Source organism: Muriicola sp. (assembly GCF_041567615.1).
In the GTDB taxonomy this organism is placed as follows: domain Bacteria; phylum Bacteroidota; class Bacteroidia; order Flavobacteriales; family Flavobacteriaceae; genus Muriicola.
Map to the genome: position 1 here is coordinate 1 of NZ_JBFGBM010000009.1, position 15,790 is coordinate 15,790.

Genomic DNA, 15,790 nt, shown 5'->3' on the forward strand with positions numbered 1-15,790 from the left:
AATACAGGAACATCCTCAGAAATCCCCTGAAAATGTTGTTAAATCCTTTCCCGATCAATGCGAAAAGCTGACCCAGGTCAATCTCGTCGCTGGGCTCCATTTTTTTCGGTTGAATTTCTTTGGCCATAGTCGTTAGTTAAATATCTGTTGTAATATCTTATCCGTGATCAAATACGTCGGTTTCACTCCCGTAGTTCCCAGACCTCCCGAAGCCAGGGTGCTACCCGTTTCCAGAGGGTTATCAGAAGCGTAATAGGCATACCTTACCGTGACATCCTCCCGAATGCTCTTCCTGATTTTGGAAGCAGACTGAATCGCCTTCTGATAATGCACGCCTTCCATTTCCAGACCGATCGCCCCCCAGGTAGATTCATGGAACCATTTCAAGATGTCTTTATTCTGTAAGGAGGTTCCCAACACTGTTACCATGGTTCCTTCCAGTACCTTGAGCCCATTACCCCTGAAATCATCTGCACTGAATGCGTTATCAAAGGGATAGTTGTCTGCCGTGCCTTCAAAAATGTGAGCCGTTGGAATCATCAGATCCCCTTTACCTCCTTCAAGAATCCCGGCTTTTCCCATTATAGAAATGGACGCCACATCCATATAGGCCGGTTTTTGCCTTTTTCGCTTAAACGGTTTCAGCAATTCATCAATGGTTTCAAAGGCCTGTTCCCCAAAGGCGTAATCCATTACGAAGATAACAGGTTTTTCCTCATCCGGTATCCCTTCCTTCAATTCGTAGCAACAGGCGTCCTTGCCAAGTTTGGCCATATCGAAGATCTGCACATCTATACTGGTCCCAGATTTGTCCTTGATCTCGATCATCCCATTTTTGCGAGCCGAAGTCAGCACTTTGTCTCTCAGAACTCCGTTCTTCTCCAGGCTGAGCTGCTGGAACATCTCCAGTTTTCCCTCCCCCGGAAACTCCTTTCGCAAAGCCTTTTTCGCATATAAGGAATTGACCACGCTGTGCATATTAGCGCTAATGATGTGCATGGGCCGTTGTAGCAACCCGTGTTTGTTTAGCACTTCCTTGATCTGATCTGCCCATTGCTCTCCGTGAATATGGTGGCCCAGCCGTTCCCTGAGCAAAGTGCTAAAGGTGATAATCCTCTTTTCGCCTCCCAATTCTTCCTCAATGGCCAGTTTTCCCAGCCAATATATGATCTTGAGGAATCTTTCCGGGTCCTTTTTTGTCCCCAGCTTTTGGTACACTTCCATGGTCTCCACAAAAGACCTTCCCAGGATATTGGCCGTATGTATCAGAGCAACTTCCTTTTCGGCCTGAGTCAGCTTGTTCTTCTGCACCGCCTCCTCGAGTTTATGCCAGTCCCTGATCGTCTTCTGCGTATCTTCTATTAAAACCTTGTTGCAGATCTTACCGGATTCAATAAAGAGAAAAGTGAGGTGGGTCAGAATATCATAGATATCAGATCGGCCGCGGGTGATCTCAATGTTCATCTGCTCCTGGTCTATCCGATAGCAATTCCGGCGTCTCTTTGGGGGGATGATCGGGTTAAAATGGGACTTTGAATACCCCTCATCCGAAGTGAGATTGATAAAGCGGCATTGCTCTATCCCTTCCGGCAAGCGTTCCAGCACATAAATAAGGCCGTTTAGTTCCGATTTCTCTTCGGCGACTGACCCGTATATTTCGGGTCTCAGCAATAGCAGCGCATTCCTGAGCGTCTCCCCGGATACCCCCATGGGCTTGTAAAACCCTCTGTTAAAGAGGTGGCGCATGGTGATGTACAAACGCTCAATGGCGTTGGTAGACTCCTGTGCGCGTGTCGTATTCTTGATCTTGCTCATACTCAGCGCAAAAATACATTTTATATCTAAGCCAGCCTTTTCTTTTATAGCGGTATTCCTACCCCTGCTGTAGCTTTTCCAGTCCTTTAGCTACCTTCCTGTCATTGGATAATCGCTGCACCTTGTTCTGTCCTCCTAATTTGCCCATGGATTTCATGTATTCCTGGAAACCCGACTTTCTGACGGGGGTTATCTTCAGAGGTTGTAGTACCTTCCCCTTGATAAGATCTAAGTAATAGCTGTTCTGCTCCTGCAAGGCCTTGTCCAGATATTTTGCAAACTGATCCAGATCCTCTGGCTTTTTGACGAATTCAATAAACCATTCATGGTAGGGCAACTCCTTTTGTTGAGGCGTTATCTGAGGAGCCACGGTAAATTCCTGTACCTGGGCTCTAGTCTTTTGTATAGCTTCCTGCATGGCTTGCTCGACCTCCTTAGCAATCACATGCTCTCCAAAGGCTGAAATAAAGTGCTTAATCCTGCCCGAAACAACGATCCTGTATGGGTTCAATGAAATAAACTGAACGGTATCTCCAAGGTCGTACCCCCAAAGCCCGGCATTGGTGGAAATCACAATGGCATAATTCACGCCAACCTCAACATCTTTGATGGTAAGCCTTTCAGGGTTTTCAGACCCATACTCCTCTGCCTTTATAAATTCATAGAAAATCCCAGAGTTGAGCAACAGCAACATACCCTTTTTGTCCTGCCTGTCCTGATAGGCGAAGAAGCCCTCGCTGGCAGGAAACAACTCTATGCTCGCCACCTTTCTCCCTATCAGATCCTCAAAGGTGCTTCGGTAAGGTTCATAGTTGACCCCGCCGTAAATAAAGAGCTCAAAGTTTCTGAACAGATCCCCTACTTTCTTGCCGGTAGCCACTGTTAGTCTTTCAAAATACATCTGAACCCAGGAGGGTATGCCCGCGATCACTGTCATGTCTTCTTCCCTGGTCTCCTCAACGATCCTGTCTACCTTGGTCTCCCAATCTTCAATGCAGTTGGTCTTCCAACTGGGGAGACAGTTTTTCTGGAGATAATTTGGCACATAATGAGCTGAGATTCCGGAAAGTCGGCCGAATTTGATCCCGTTCTTTTCCGAGAGTTCCGGGCTGCCTTGTAAAAAGATCATTTTTCCATCTACAAAGGAAGCCCTTCCGGTTTCGTGTATGTAAAGCAGCATAGCATCCCGGGATGCCTGCACCTGGTATTTGATGGATTCGCTTGTAATGGGGATAAATTTGGCGCCGGAAGTAGTCCCGCTTGTCTTGGCAAAATAATCCGGTTTGCCGGGCCATAGGATGTCGCTTTCCCCTTTTACCACCCTTTCAATATATCCTCTCAGGGCCTCATAATCCCTCACCGGGACTGCTTTCGCGAAATCCTTATAGGTATGTATGGAATTAAAATTGTGGTCCTTTCCGAATGCAGTGTGTTTCGCCCTGCTGAGCAGCATATTGAAGACCTTCTCCTGTGTCTTCACTGGATCTTTTACCCATTTCTGGGTCCTTCGGTAAACAGATTTGGCAAAGATCCTGGCGGCAAACGCTTTTAAAGACATAAGATTTATTTGAAATCGATATAATCCGAAGGATTAACCGGGCTTCCGTTATTCCAGAGTTCAAAATGCAAATGTGGTCCCGTGGTCAGTTCTCCCGTATTTCCAACGGAAGCTATGACCTCTCCGGCCTTGACGATGTCTCCCTGGGCCTTGCTGATGGAACCGTTGTGTTTGTAGACCGAGATCAGGCCTTCTTCGTGTTCCATGATAATGACATAGCCGGTTTCTACAGTCCACTCTGAAAAAATGACCGTCCCATTCGCAACTGCCTTTACCGGTGCGTCTTTCTCAGCCACGATATCCACTGCAAAATGTTTCTTTTTAGGATCATAATCATGGGAAACCACCCCGGAAACAGGGGAGAATAATACAGGACTACGCCCATTTACATTCCTTTGAAAGAGATTGTATTTATCCTCCAGGGCTACCTGGGCTCTTAGGATAGAATCCTCCCGTATAGGAGTAAGGTCTACAGTGGATGGATCGATCTTGAATTGTTCGAAGAGGGAGTCTCGGTTGATCTCATTGTTCTCGACATCTCCCCTGAGGACCATTCGGATATTTTGCAAATACCTATTGGTATATTCCAAAACGTTGACCAGGGAATCCGTCCTGTAGGTGAGTTCTGTGGCCTGTTTTTTGAGTCGCGTTGAGGAATACCCAGGGATGTATTCCCTCAATGGGGTAAAGGCTATAAGCAATGTCGTTAAGGCGATCAAGACGATGATAAAGAGGGTGCCGGTAATAAAAACGTTAAGCCGACTTAACTTGAATGATATCTTTTCTTCAAAAGTACTCTCATTCAGGATCACAAGGCGGTACTTATGCAGCAGCTTGCGCTTGATTTCTTTCCTCTTTCTGCCTTTTTTTTCCATAAATCACAAAGATACATTTCGAATTGAATATCCGTCCACAACAGACATAAATTTAAAGGCTTTATCCATCTTCCCTGAGATCAGTGAGCATTTGTAAAAGTTAGCATTTCCCGCATATTAATCCTTTATCTTATCGTATTAAATTCCGCAGGTCTATCGACTTTTTTACTACCTTTGTTTACTTTATAAATTCAAGCAATGATATTAACAGCACCTTTTCTGGCCATTGGCCCCTGGCAAATCGCCGTAGTCGTAGTCCTGGTACTCCTTTTATTCGGCGGAAAGAAGATTCCCGAACTCATGAGGGGTCTGGGTAGCGGTATCAAAGAATTCAAAGATGCCTCCAAAGAAGACGACAAATTGGAGGAGAAAAAAGATTGATCTCCCTATTTTATAGACCACAAGGCATCCATTGGGTGCCTTTTTTTGATTTTATAAGTCAGCTCTTCCATCGTATTAGTCACATCCCGGTAATGACCTGATTCCCGTGCGGAATCGCTGTGAAATCAAGCGGTTTGTCTACTCGCTGACACCCTGTTTTTTCTACCTTTCTCGACCAAATGTCTCACCTTCAGACACAGAGATCGAAGATACACGACAAAAATCATCCATTTCACAACAAAAAGTAAGGCCTTAGGGCGAGAACCTCTATTTTCGGCGTTATAGTTCAGGGGCTTATAAGCCTTTACAACCAAAATGTTTTAAACCAAATAACTCTTTTTTAGGATCGAGGACGTTAAAGGGGACATCAAACACATGAAACTCAGATCGCACCAAGCCTTATTGGTTATATTCCTTTCAGCTTTCTTCTGCGTGTCTTCCGCATTTTCAAGTATGGGCGGCAAGGCTGAAGACATTTCGACCTACGAGGTGTTCAGGAATAAAGCCAAAGAGCACGGAATTGCGACCAAAACGATACGAGTTTCAAACCGATATTCTTCTGGTTTCTATCTCGTGGCCGGTGTCTTTGGCGTAGTAGAAAATGCCAACGCCTTTGCCCGGACCCTCAGGGCCGGAAACTTCGCCCCTGAGATTTTTAAAAGTCCTGAAAACGGGCTGAACTATGTCTACTTGCGAAGTCATACCTCGGGAGATCAGGCCATAGCTTCCTTTCTGAATACTTCATATGACAAGAAAATTTGGATCCTCCACGTGGACGCCGGAGAAAAGGCTCATGCCGCCAACATCTCATTTGCCAAAGCAGCTGCCGCCTCCGCTGAGACCTCACACGATGCTTTTAAAATAGCCGCGAAAAAATCAGGTGTTGCCACAAGAACGGTTGATGGATTTGCCGAGCTCGACAATGGTTACTACGCTGTTGCAGGGGTTTTTGGCGACCGGAACAACGTAATGCGGTTTAAAAGAACCCTGAGTGCAAAAGGTTTGCATTCAAAATCCGTTGTTCATCCAGAGACCGGGCTGTCCTATGTGTACCTGTCTTTCAAAGAGGATGGGAAGGCCTTGTTGAAGGAGGCCAATAATCAGTTTGGGGGTCGTTACCAGGGAAAGACGTGGATCATGCATGTGGCAGATGTGACAAGTCCTGTAATTTCCACTCAGATGGAAAGGATCAGGTCGGCCAACCTGGGAGTTCAGAAGGCCGAAAGCCGTAAAATTGAAAGGAAAGCCTTAAAAACGACCAAAGACCCTCCAGCAAAACTCCTGCAAAAAGCAGATGCCTATTTCGCCAAAATGTGGTATGCAGAGGCAGCTGACCTTTACGAGCAATACCTAAATGACAACCAGGACAGTTATTCTTATGAGATCCTCCAAAAAGCGGGGGATTCCCATTATTTCAACAGTAATATGGAGCGTGCCTTCTATTGGTACGATATCCTGTATACGCGATATTCCAATGAGATCAGTTCCGAGAATATCTTTAAATACGCCCATAGCCTGAAAGGCACTGGAAAATACGCCAGGGCCAAAAGGCTGATGCGTATCTACGACAGAAAGGTCAAAAAAGAGGGAATGCGGTACGCCATAGACGATCCCCGTACTACTCCAAAAGAAAAAGCTCTGGACAATATCCTGAATACAGAACAAGAATATACTCTTCGGAATATTGCTACGAATTCAGAGTATTCGGACTTTTCCCCCATGTTTTACAACGGGGACCAGCTGGTATTCGCATCTGCCATGGATTCCTCCTTTTTTACTACCAGGCGGTATAAATGGAATAACCAGCCCTATCTCGACCTTTATGTGGCCAAGGTAAACCAGGAGTCGCAGGAGGTGAAGGACGCCATTAAATTCTCAAAGAAGATCAATACCAAATATCACGAGGCTTCGGTAACCTTCTCTCCGGATAACGCCACCATGTACTTTACGCGGAACAATTACGGAAAGAAATTGAAACGCGATAAAAACGGGGTCAATAATCTTAAAATCTATCGTTCGCGCAAGGTCGATGGTGCCTGGACAGATGCCACGGAACTTCCTTTTAACAGCGACGACTTCTCCACAGGACATCCCGCACTAAGTCCGGACGGTAAAAAACTCTATTTTGTGTCGGACAGGCCCGGAAGCCTTGGAGAGACAGATATTTTTGTGGTAGATGTGTACGAGGATGGCGGCTTTTCGGAACCCAGGAACCTGGGGCCGGAGATCAATACGGAACGCAAGGAGATGTTCCCTTTTATCACGGATAAAAAGTTGTATTTCTCCTCCAATGGCCATATTGGCCTGGGGGGATTGGATGTCTATGAAGTAGCGTATACGGAAGAAGAAGGTTTCGAGCAGGTGAAAAATATGGGTAAACCGATCAACAGCAAGCGGGACGACTTCTCCTACATCGTTCAGGAAGAGACCCAAAAGGGCTTTTTTGCTTCTAACAGAAGGGGTGGTAAAGGGGATGACGATATTTATTCCTTCTCCAAGCTTATGCCCGAAGAACTGAACCTCAACGCCATTGAAGGGGTGATCACCGACCTGGTTACGGGGGAGGTCATGCCAGAGGCCCTCGTTACCCTCCTTGACGAAAACAATATCAAACTGAAAGAAGTTGTATCCGATGAGGATGGTAGCTTTGTTTTTGAGGATCTCGACAGCAATACCAAATATACCGTAAGGACCACCAAAGAAGGCTATTCTGAGGTAGTTACGAATACTCCGACCAAAGACAACGAGGTCATCAGCCTAGATGTAAAACTCGAGAAACTGGAAGACCTGATCGTACTCGAAGAGGGCATCAAGAAGATCAAATTGAATATGATCTTTTTCGATTTCGACAAATCCAATATCAGAAATGACGCTGCCGAAGAGCTGGATAAGCTGGTAGCCGTCATGAAAGAGAATCCGTCCATGGTCATCAAGATCGAGTCGCATACAGACAGTCGGGGTAGCGCCGTCTACAACAAATACCTCTCAGACAGAAGGGCTAAATCTACCAGGGCCTATATCATCTCTAAGGGAATTGATCCGAAAAGGATTGAGAGCGCCATAGGGTATGGGGAAGAAAGACTCCTGAACGGGTGTGACGGCAGTATCCGATGTACCAGTGCTCAGCATCAACTCAACAGACGATCAGAATTTATTATTGTGAACATGTAGCAGCCGTTTCTGCCAACTTATAACTATAAGCCACCTGCATAACTGCAGGTGGTTTTTTATTGGAAATCAAACTAAAAAGAGCCGTCCTTATCCATAGAATCCTTGCGGATTTCAGAGTTCCCAACACCTTTTCACAGCTATACAACAAATCGGCTCCCCTCCTATACGTTCCAGGGCAAAAAACAGTTATAAACCTAAAACCATTAACCTAAATCTCACCATATGAATTATATTTTACTCATAAAGGAAATTTACCTGGAGGCCTTTAAAAATCTGGGTTCTTATTTTGTAAAGAACTTTTTTAAGGTCTTTACCTGGTTTTGCCTTGCCTGTCTCCTGATTGTACTGTACGCTTTTATATTCAGAGTGGCAACAGGGTTTGCATTCGATTAACCAACCCCATTTTTAATAAGACACGGTGCATTTGTGCCGTGTTTTTTTTTTGGCTGCCACTGGTCGGTAAAAACTAGCCTTTCAAGGAGAGCAAAGATCCTGAAGGGATTGCTAAACTGATTTATCCGCAATTTGTCTATAAATTGACCTTCTTTACGGTGAGAAGTTAATCTTTGTCCCTGGATAAACACAAATGACAGGGATATGGATAAAATTTTACTCGTAAAAGAAATTTACATTGAAGCATTCAGGAACTGGAGGAATATTTTCCTGAAAAAGTATTTTAAGGCTTTTTCCTGGTTCTGTTTTGCCCTGTGGATTATCACCATGTACGCCTTTATCTTCAGGCTGTCTACAGGCTTCGCTTTCGATTGATCAAATAAAAAAACGCTTCCCGATTCGGAAGCGATTTTTTTATCCCGTAAAATTTACTTGAATTTAATGGTTCGAAGGATGGCTTCCAATTCGAACATATAGTCCCTCTTATTGGTCGCGGGTGCAAAGGTAAAGCCTTCCACGACCAACTTTCTGTCATTCTTTTCATCATCGATGACAAAGGTCATAAAGGGGCCGGCCATAGGATAATTTTCCATATCCCAAATGCTCCGAACTTCAAGAGCCGAGTGGCCATCTATCTCAGTTTCAAAAAAATGGGGGGCAAAGGCATCCTCTGTGGTCATATAGGTTTTTTTATCCCGCATATCCGGCCCGGGGATATATTTCTCCCCAATCGAGTCCCTCATCCTTATAAAGTCTGTGACCAGGGTTGAATCGTTATTAAGACGATCAAAAGGGATCTGATACGCGATGATATTCATACTCCCTTTCTGTATCTCCCGGTCTATCCAAACAAAGTTATCTTCCTGTTTTCCCAATTTGTAGATCGATGGAAGCCTGAAGGTCACTCCAAACTTTTCCTCCAGCAGCCTGTCCTTATTCAGGGAGCGCAAGAAACGTTTTTGGGTTTCTTCAAGTTCCATTTCTTTGATAGCAGCGATGATCTGGTCTGAGTAATTGTCCAAATTTTCAATGATCTCTTCCTGAGTCCTGCCTTTGATCACCCCTATCTTTTGGGGAGCAGCATAAAGATCTGATTTGATGTGAGCCACATTAACCGTGTCGATGTCTACGAACAAAACAGCCCTTCGGTATCTCGTGGTAGTGGTAAAAACCTTTTGAGGCATTTGCTCCAGGCTGAAAAGGGGTTCATCCCAGGTAAGACCGATCACAGGAGCTGCAAAGTGCTCCCTGATCTTGTCGCCCACAGGACCCTCCCACAGATCGTTGTTGATCACCACCCCAAGGCTGTTGATAGCCCCTATGGATTCCGGTTTGTAGGTCTTTTTTGGCCCATCATTGCAGGCTATCACAAGAAAGGCTAGCAAAAGAAAGTAATAGTGTCTCATTTTTTAGTGCTCTAATGTTGAGGTATTCACGACGGACACGCGCACAATTTAAGCTTTGTGCCCGGTAATAATTTATTACCGCGAATACCATTCCATTCTCGTAAATTCTCGATGGTAATTCCGGGATATTTTTGAGAAATGGTCCATAAGGAATCTCCCTCCTTAACCGTGTGATACCTTACCTCGCTATTATTCAAAGGTTTACCGGATTCCTGTTGTACAGATACGGGCACATAAGGTTTTCTTGGGTAGATCGTGAGGCGCTGCCCGATCCTCAACGTATTGCTGCGAAGTCCGTTCCATTCTTTGATCTGACTCACCCGAACCCCGTATTGCTCGGCGATCTTTCCGAGATAATCTCCACTCCTCACCCGGTACCTGATCCTTTCTTCAGCCTTTACCAACTGAGGCAAAGGGGTCTCGCGGGATTTCAATTCCTCCTCCACATAGGCATAAATGGAATCTTCATTGGCCACGAACTTCCCGATCTCCCTGTTGGGCAAACGCAGTGTATACTCCTTTTCAGAGATATAGGGAATAATGTTCAATTTGTAGGAAGGGTTTAAAACCGTGAGTTCCTCTACACTCACATCTACGAGTTTGGAGATCTGCTCAAAGGTGATAAGTTTTTTTACCCGTACCGTATCCGTTTCAAAATAAGGTCGCGGCACTTCCACTGCTTTGAGGCCGTGTTCCTCTGCGTATTCAAAAAGGTACATGGTCGCAAGGAAGGCCGGCAGGTATCCGGCCGTTTCCCGGGGAAGATAAGGCCTGATATTCCAATAATTGGTATAACCCCCCGACCTCCGGATAGCCTTATTTACATTACCGGGGCCGGAATTATAGGCCGCCAGGGCCAGATCCCAGTCGCCGAAGATATCGTAGAGCTTAGACAGGTACTGACAGGCTGCCCGGGTAGATTTCACCGGATCACTGCGTTCATCCACATAACTGCTCACATCAAGGCCATACATCTTCCCGGTTCCGTACATAAATTGCCAGAGGCCGGTAGCCCCTACCCGGGATTTGGCCCTTGGGTTCAATGCCGATTCCACGATGGCCAGATACTTGATCTCCAGAGGGATATTGTGATTATCCAATTCCTGTTCAAAAAGGGGAAAATAGAACTGGCTTGCGGTTAGCATGCGTTCCATAAGGTCCCTTTTCCGGATCAGGAACGATTTGATCACGGATTCCAGGGAGGGGTTATAGGTGATGTTGAAAGGGGACTTTTGATCCAATGCCTTAAGCCGTTCCTTGAGCAATTCCGTATCTAGCGCAACCGTTTCCAGTCCGACCGTATCTTTCATGATTTCCTCCAGTAACTCCACCTCCTCAAACAACTGCCCGGAAAGCTCGGCATTCTGATGAAGTTCAGACAGCCAGAGGCTGTCATACTTGGCCGCAACGGGGTGGTCCTGTAACAGGATATGATCATCAGCCTTGATCCATAAGGTGCTTTTGTTAACGGCAGCGGCGGATAGGGAATCCCTTTCCTTCCTGATCTCCGTTCCCCTGTTCATTTCAGGTGTTGCCGGGGCTTGTGCCAAAAGGGCAAAAGAACCCCCGAAGAGAAAGCAAGTAAGCAACTGATGTTTAGCGGAATACATAAATTATAATTGTGTGGGGGATGGACGAAAATGCGATTTTTTTCTGAAAGAATAAAATTGCAATCGATCTCCTGTGAATTATCCCTTCTCCCTGATAAAAAAACGGGAGCTATCCTTGCATTATTGCAGCAATTCCGGGTAGTACCCTTCCTTCGAGGCTCTCCAGCATAGCTCCACCGCCAGTGGATACGTAACTGACCTTATCTTCGAAACCAAATTGCTTTACGGCCGCCACAGAATCTCCGCCGCCAACAAGCGAAAAAGCGCCTTTCTTGGTCGCGTCTTCGATCATATGACCGATGGCAATGGTCCCCTTGGCGAAATTGGGCATTTCAAACACCCCCACAGGGCCATTCCAGAGTATAGTCTTTGAAGCCAGGATCACCTTTTCAAAATCCTGTAAGGTTCTGGGTCCTGCATCGAGTCCCTGCCAACCGTCCGGGATCTCATCTACCGGAACGATTTTTGTATTGGCATCGTCCTTAAAATTATCGGCAGCGAGGACGTCGACCGGGAGGTGTACTTCAACCCCTTTATCTTTGGCCTTTTTCAGGATATCCAATGCCAGGGACATCTTATCGTCCTCGCAGATGGAGGATCCCACGCTACCCCCTTGTGCCTTGATAAAGGTATAGGTCATGCCTCCCCCTATGATGAGGTGATCTACCTTGTCCAGGATGTTTTCAATGATGGTGATCTTGGAAGACACCTTTGCGCCGCCCAGGATGGCTGTAACGGGCTCCTCTCCGGTCCTCATTACTTTGTCAATGGCCTCGATCTCCCTGGCCATGAGATATCCAAAGCACTTTTTGCCAGGAAAATACTGTGCGACGATGGTCGTGGAGGCGTGTGCCCTGTGTGCAGTGCCAAAGGCATCATTCACATAAATGTCTCCGAGGTGAGAAAGTGACTCGGCGAATTCGGCGTCTCCCTGTTCCTCTTCAGCGTGAAACCTGAGGTTCTCAAGCAGCAAAACTTCCCCGTCCTCTAATTCCTGTAAAGCCTTTATGGCCTTATCTCCAACGCAATCATCAACGAATTTTACCTGCACACCAATGATATCGCTTACCGCATGAGCAATGTGTTTCAATGACATGTCTGCCACCACTTTCCCATTCGGTCTGCCCAGGTGGCTCATCAGCACGGCGCTGCCGCCATCTTCCAGAACTTTTAAGATAGTGGGTTTGGCCGCCTCAATCCTGTTTGTGTCGGTAACTTCGAAATCAGGATTCAGAGGTACATTGAAGTCGACACGGATAAGCGCTTTTTTTCCGGAAAAATCAAAATTATCTATCGTTTTCATGCATTGTAGGATTAGAGAACGACAAATGTAAAGAATAAAAGGACTAGGAGAAAGCAAGTATTCCGTTTATAAGAGGTGGAAGCTTTCGAATTATTTATCTTTGATCCCATGCTATTCCGGGATATTTTAGGGCTGCATCACATCAAAAAACACCTGACCCACAGTGCAGATTCGGGGCGAATACCCCATGCGCAGTTGTTTGTGGGTCCGGAGGGCTCTGGGACACTGCCGGCGGCACTGGCCTATGCCCAGTACATTCTCTGCAAGAACAGCGGAGGAGAGAACCAGGGAGGCAATGAATCCTGTAATCTCAAATGCCGGGCAATAACCCATCCCGATCTTCATTTTGCATTCCCGGTGGCTACCACAGATTCGGTAAAAAGCCATGCTGTAAGCGATCACTTTCTGACGGAATGGAGGCAATTCCTCAAGGAGGACCCTTACGGGAGTCTGTTCGACTGGTACCGCTATCTGGGTATTGAAAAGAAACAGGGTCAGATCGGGGTAGACGAGGCCATGGATATCGTCAAGAAATTATCCCTGAAATCCTATGAAGGGGGCTATAAGATCATGATCATCTGGATGGCGGAACGAATGAATACAGCAGCTTCCAATAAACTGTTGAAACTCATTGAAGAGCCCCCAAAGCAAACCATTTTTTTACTCATCGCTGAGGACGAGGAGCAGATCCTGCAGACCATAAGGTCGCGCTGCCAACTCCTTCACTTTCCTCCTCTTCCCGAAGAAGCCATTGCCCAGGCACTTGTCGACAGAGGAGTAGCCAGAGAAGAGGCCAGCCATCTAGCCCATGAATCGAATGGGAATTTCAATAAGGCACTGGAGCTGATGAACAAGGATTCTGAGGAGTTGATCTTCGAGAGATGGTTTGTACAATGGGTGAGGAGTGCCTTCCAGGCCAAAGGAAAAAAGGGGGCGATCCACGAACTCATCCTGTGGAGCGAGGAGGTAGCCAGGACGGGAAGGGAAACCCAGAAAAATTTTCTGAAATACTGCATGGCCGTCTTCAGACAGGCCATGCTCGTCAATTACAACGCAGAATCCCTGGCCTATATGAGGATCCATGTGGATGGATTTCAGTTCGACAAATTCGCTCGATTCGTACATGAGAATAACGTGGTCAGAATTATGGACGAACTGGAGAAAGCCATTTACCACGTGGAAAGAAACGGGAATTCAAAGATCATTCTAACCGACCTCTCCATCAAACTGACAAGGCTTCTGCATAAACCCGCAGCGTGAATACACAGTAATAAAAATTTTAAACTATGAATGGTATTAAAGAAAATATACCCCAATTGCTTCTCCTTCTCTTTGTGGTCATCACTTTCCTGCAAAGCGGCCTGGATAAGGTGTTCGACTGGCGAGGCAATCTCTCATGGTTGAAGGAACACTTTTCGAAATCTATCTTTCGAAATACAGTACCCCTGCTACTTTTTGTGATCACCTTCATGGAACTGACAGCGGGGATTGCCAGCCTGGTGGGAGGTATACAATTAGTGATATCCGGCGACTATATTGTAGCACAGACAGGTGCGGTTATCGCAGCTTTATCGCTTTTGATGTTGTTACTAGGACAAAGAGTGGCCAAGGATTATGAGGGGGCCAAAACCATTGTTATTTATTTTATCCCCACAGTAATCCTCATATTACTGCTGCAATACTAAGGTGGCTACTCTTCAGCGTTTAATGTCTTGAGCAGCTCATCGGTGATGTCCTTTGCTTCATCACCGTATAACACGCTTCCACCTTCTCCACCGCCCAAGATGAAGGTATACCCGTTAGCCTTTCCGTAGGCCTCAATTTCCCTTCTTACCTTCTGGACCACACTGTCCATATCGGCTTGGCCGGTAAGGTTCAATTGTTGTTCTTCCTGCTGAAGCATCTGCCCCATCCGCTGGCCTTTTTGCTGAAGGTTACTGAAGGTTTCCTGGGCCTTGTTCTGGCTCATGTTTTTCATTTTGTTCTCCACTTCCTGTGCTTCGCTCTGGAACGCACGCGAGATGCTGTCTCTTCTGAGTTCGAACGCTTTGCGTTGTTCGGCATATCGTTCTTCTACTGCGATCTTCTCCTTGTAGCCATCCATAAGGCGTACATTGTTTACATAGGCTACTTTATCCTGCTTGCAACCCCATATGGCGGCTAGGGCTATGGTGAAAATAATTTTCTTCATTTCGGTTACTTTGATTTGTCAAAAATAGGAAAGGAAAATGGGTAATCTTTGCTCCGCTTCAATTTTATCACATTCGAGAAAATGCACACCGTATTAGCTGATAGATAAAATCTATATATATTAATTTTTTAATTTATTTCGATTATAGATTTTAAGCTCGATTAAAGGTCTTTAAAGCTTATTACGCGAGGTGTTATGTCTCAGCTATGTCTAGGCTGTAAACTCTCCTGTAAAGACCTTAAAAAAGGTTTTCAGCCTTTTTTCAATACGTACACCAGTGAGGAATACTCTCCGGAATTCAGAGCATGCAAATTAGAGAGGAATCCTCTCCAGCAGGCAGACAGCCATTTGAATTTATTGCCCCTGTACTCTTCGGATAAAAGGGAAATATAAAAGGCGTCAAAAATCATAGGCTTTGTTTTTGTAACCCTCCAACCCCTCTCCTGAAATATCTTTTCAACGGCCGATCGGGAAAAATGCCAGACATGCCTGGGTACGTCATAGGCCGCCCAATATTCCCCGTAGTATTTTGCATCATACGATTTAAAATTAGGCAAGGCGATAATAAGAGTGCCGTCCTCTTTGACATGATTTAATAAGGCGTCTAATTCGTCATCTAAGTTTTGAAAGTGTTCCAATACATGCCATAAAGTAATCACGTCATATTTTCTCTCAGACAGTTCATTTGTGCTCTTAAACAAGTCGACACCTTTACTGTCGGCGATGGCTCTGGCCTTTTCACTGGGTTCTATGCCCTCTATATTCCACCCCCTGGATTTTAAAAATGAAACAAAAGATCCTGTGCCGGCTCCCACATCCAGCACACTGCATGCAGAACCGGCATGCTTTTTTACCCATGACAGCTTCTTGTGAAGGCTGTATTTTTTTACCCGTTGGTATAATTTTTCCAAAAAGGTATCCGACCGGTCTGTATGAGAGATATAGGTTTTATGCAGATAATAGTTCTCCAGCTTATCAGGACAGGGGGTAGTCCTCAACAATTGTAGTTGCTCATCCAACATTAGTGTGAATGCTTCACCTGTATTTGCGTAGTCCTTTGTGTTTAGGTAAAATTTCATTTTTGAAA

General features: G+C 45.6%; 14 protein-coding genes. 6 read left to right on the forward strand and 8 right to left on the reverse strand.

Annotation, left to right across the window (positions count from 1 at the left end):
- Positions 1-132: 132 nt before the first annotated feature.
- The 3 genes from ABYP73_RS01285 to ABYP73_RS01295 are packed head-to-tail and all read right to left on the reverse strand — an operon-like array spanning position 133 to position 4,248.
- Positions 133-1,815 (reverse strand): hypothetical protein, encoded by a 1,683-nt coding sequence (locus ABYP73_RS01285; protein ID WP_372946516.1) that lies wholly within the window; start codon positions 1,813-1,815, stop codon positions 133-135.
- 58 nt (positions 1,816-1,873) lie between these two features.
- Positions 1,874-3,373 carry a GH3 auxin-responsive promoter family protein gene (locus ABYP73_RS01290; RefSeq protein ID WP_372973227.1) on the reverse strand — a complete coding sequence of 500 codons (1,500 nt, stop codon included), beginning with the start codon at positions 3,371-3,373 and terminating at the stop codon, positions 1,874-1,876.
- A gap of 5 nt (positions 3,374-3,378) precedes the next feature.
- Positions 3,379-4,248, reverse strand: a complete 870-nt coding sequence (locus tag ABYP73_RS01295; protein ID WP_372973228.1) for a M23 family metallopeptidase — start codon at positions 4,246-4,248, stop codon at positions 3,379-3,381.
- Positions 4,249-4,446: 198 nt separating this feature from the next.
- On the opposite strand from ABYP73_RS01295, the gene tatA reads away from it, so the two are divergent.
- The 4 genes from tatA (at position 4,447) to ABYP73_RS01315 (ending at position 8,568) form a co-directional block, all read left to right on the forward strand.
- Positions 4,447-4,629 carry a twin-arginine translocase TatA/TatE family subunit gene (gene tatA, locus ABYP73_RS01300; protein WP_372973229.1) on the forward strand — a complete coding sequence of 61 codons (183 nt, stop codon included), beginning with the start codon at positions 4,447-4,449 and terminating at the stop codon, positions 4,627-4,629.
- A 453-nt stretch (positions 4,630-5,082) separates the two neighbouring features.
- Positions 5,083-7,800 carry an OmpA family protein gene (locus ABYP73_RS01305; protein WP_372973230.1) on the forward strand — a complete coding sequence of 906 codons (2,718 nt, stop codon included), beginning with the start codon at positions 5,083-5,085 and terminating at the stop codon, positions 7,798-7,800.
- A gap of 222 nt (positions 7,801-8,022) precedes the next feature.
- Entirely contained in the window at positions 8,023-8,193 is a 171-nt protein-coding gene (locus tag ABYP73_RS01310) for a DUF6747 family protein (RefSeq protein WP_372973231.1), read from the forward strand.
- Positions 8,194-8,397: 204 nt separating this feature from the next.
- Positions 8,398-8,568, forward strand: coding sequence for a DUF6747 family protein (locus tag ABYP73_RS01315; RefSeq protein ID WP_372944860.1), 171 nt, complete (start codon positions 8,398-8,400; stop codon positions 8,566-8,568).
- A 53-nt stretch (positions 8,569-8,621) separates the two neighbouring features.
- Here ABYP73_RS01315 and ABYP73_RS01320 read toward each other — a convergent pair whose 3' ends face one another.
- The 3 genes from ABYP73_RS01320 to pgk all read right to left on the reverse strand — a co-directional run bounded on the left by ABYP73_RS01320 (position 8,622) and on the right by pgk (position 12,512).
- Positions 8,622-9,599, reverse strand: a complete 978-nt coding sequence (locus ABYP73_RS01320) for a DUF4837 family protein (RefSeq protein WP_372973232.1) — start codon at positions 9,597-9,599, stop codon at positions 8,622-8,624.
- Between the two features lie 26 nt (positions 9,600-9,625).
- Positions 9,626-11,209, reverse strand: a complete 1,584-nt coding sequence (locus ABYP73_RS01325; protein WP_372973233.1) for a LysM peptidoglycan-binding domain-containing protein — start codon at positions 11,207-11,209, stop codon at positions 9,626-9,628.
- 109 nt (positions 11,210-11,318) lie between these two features.
- Positions 11,319-12,512 carry a phosphoglycerate kinase gene (pgk, locus tag ABYP73_RS01330; RefSeq protein WP_372973234.1) on the reverse strand — a complete coding sequence of 398 codons (1,194 nt, stop codon included), beginning with the start codon at positions 12,510-12,512 and terminating at the stop codon, positions 11,319-11,321.
- 108 nt (positions 12,513-12,620) lie between these two features.
- On the opposite strand from pgk, the gene ABYP73_RS01335 reads away from it, so the two are divergent.
- Together ABYP73_RS01335 and ABYP73_RS01340 are read left to right on the forward strand one after the other, a co-directional pair.
- A complete protein-coding gene (locus ABYP73_RS01335) occupies positions 12,621-13,772 on the forward strand; it encodes an ATP-binding protein (protein ID WP_372944861.1) in 1,152 nt (383 codons plus the stop codon).
- 26 nt (positions 13,773-13,798) lie between these two features.
- Positions 13,799-14,197: a DoxX family protein gene (locus ABYP73_RS01340; RefSeq protein WP_372973235.1), complete on the forward strand. Its 399-nt coding sequence runs from the start codon at positions 13,799-13,801 to the stop codon at positions 14,195-14,197.
- A 5-nt stretch (positions 14,198-14,202) separates the two neighbouring features.
- Here ABYP73_RS01340 and ABYP73_RS01345 read toward each other — a convergent pair whose 3' ends face one another.
- Entirely contained in the window at positions 14,203-14,703 is a 501-nt protein-coding gene (locus tag ABYP73_RS01345; RefSeq protein ID WP_372973236.1) for an OmpH family outer membrane protein, read from the reverse strand.
- Between the two features lie 251 nt (positions 14,704-14,954).
- The gene (locus tag ABYP73_RS01350; RefSeq protein ID WP_372944854.1) at positions 14,955-15,782 is read right to left on the reverse strand and encodes a class I SAM-dependent methyltransferase; all 828 of its coding nucleotides are present in this window, start codon (positions 15,780-15,782) and stop codon (positions 14,955-14,957) included.
- Positions 15,783-15,790: the final 8 nt, after the last annotated feature.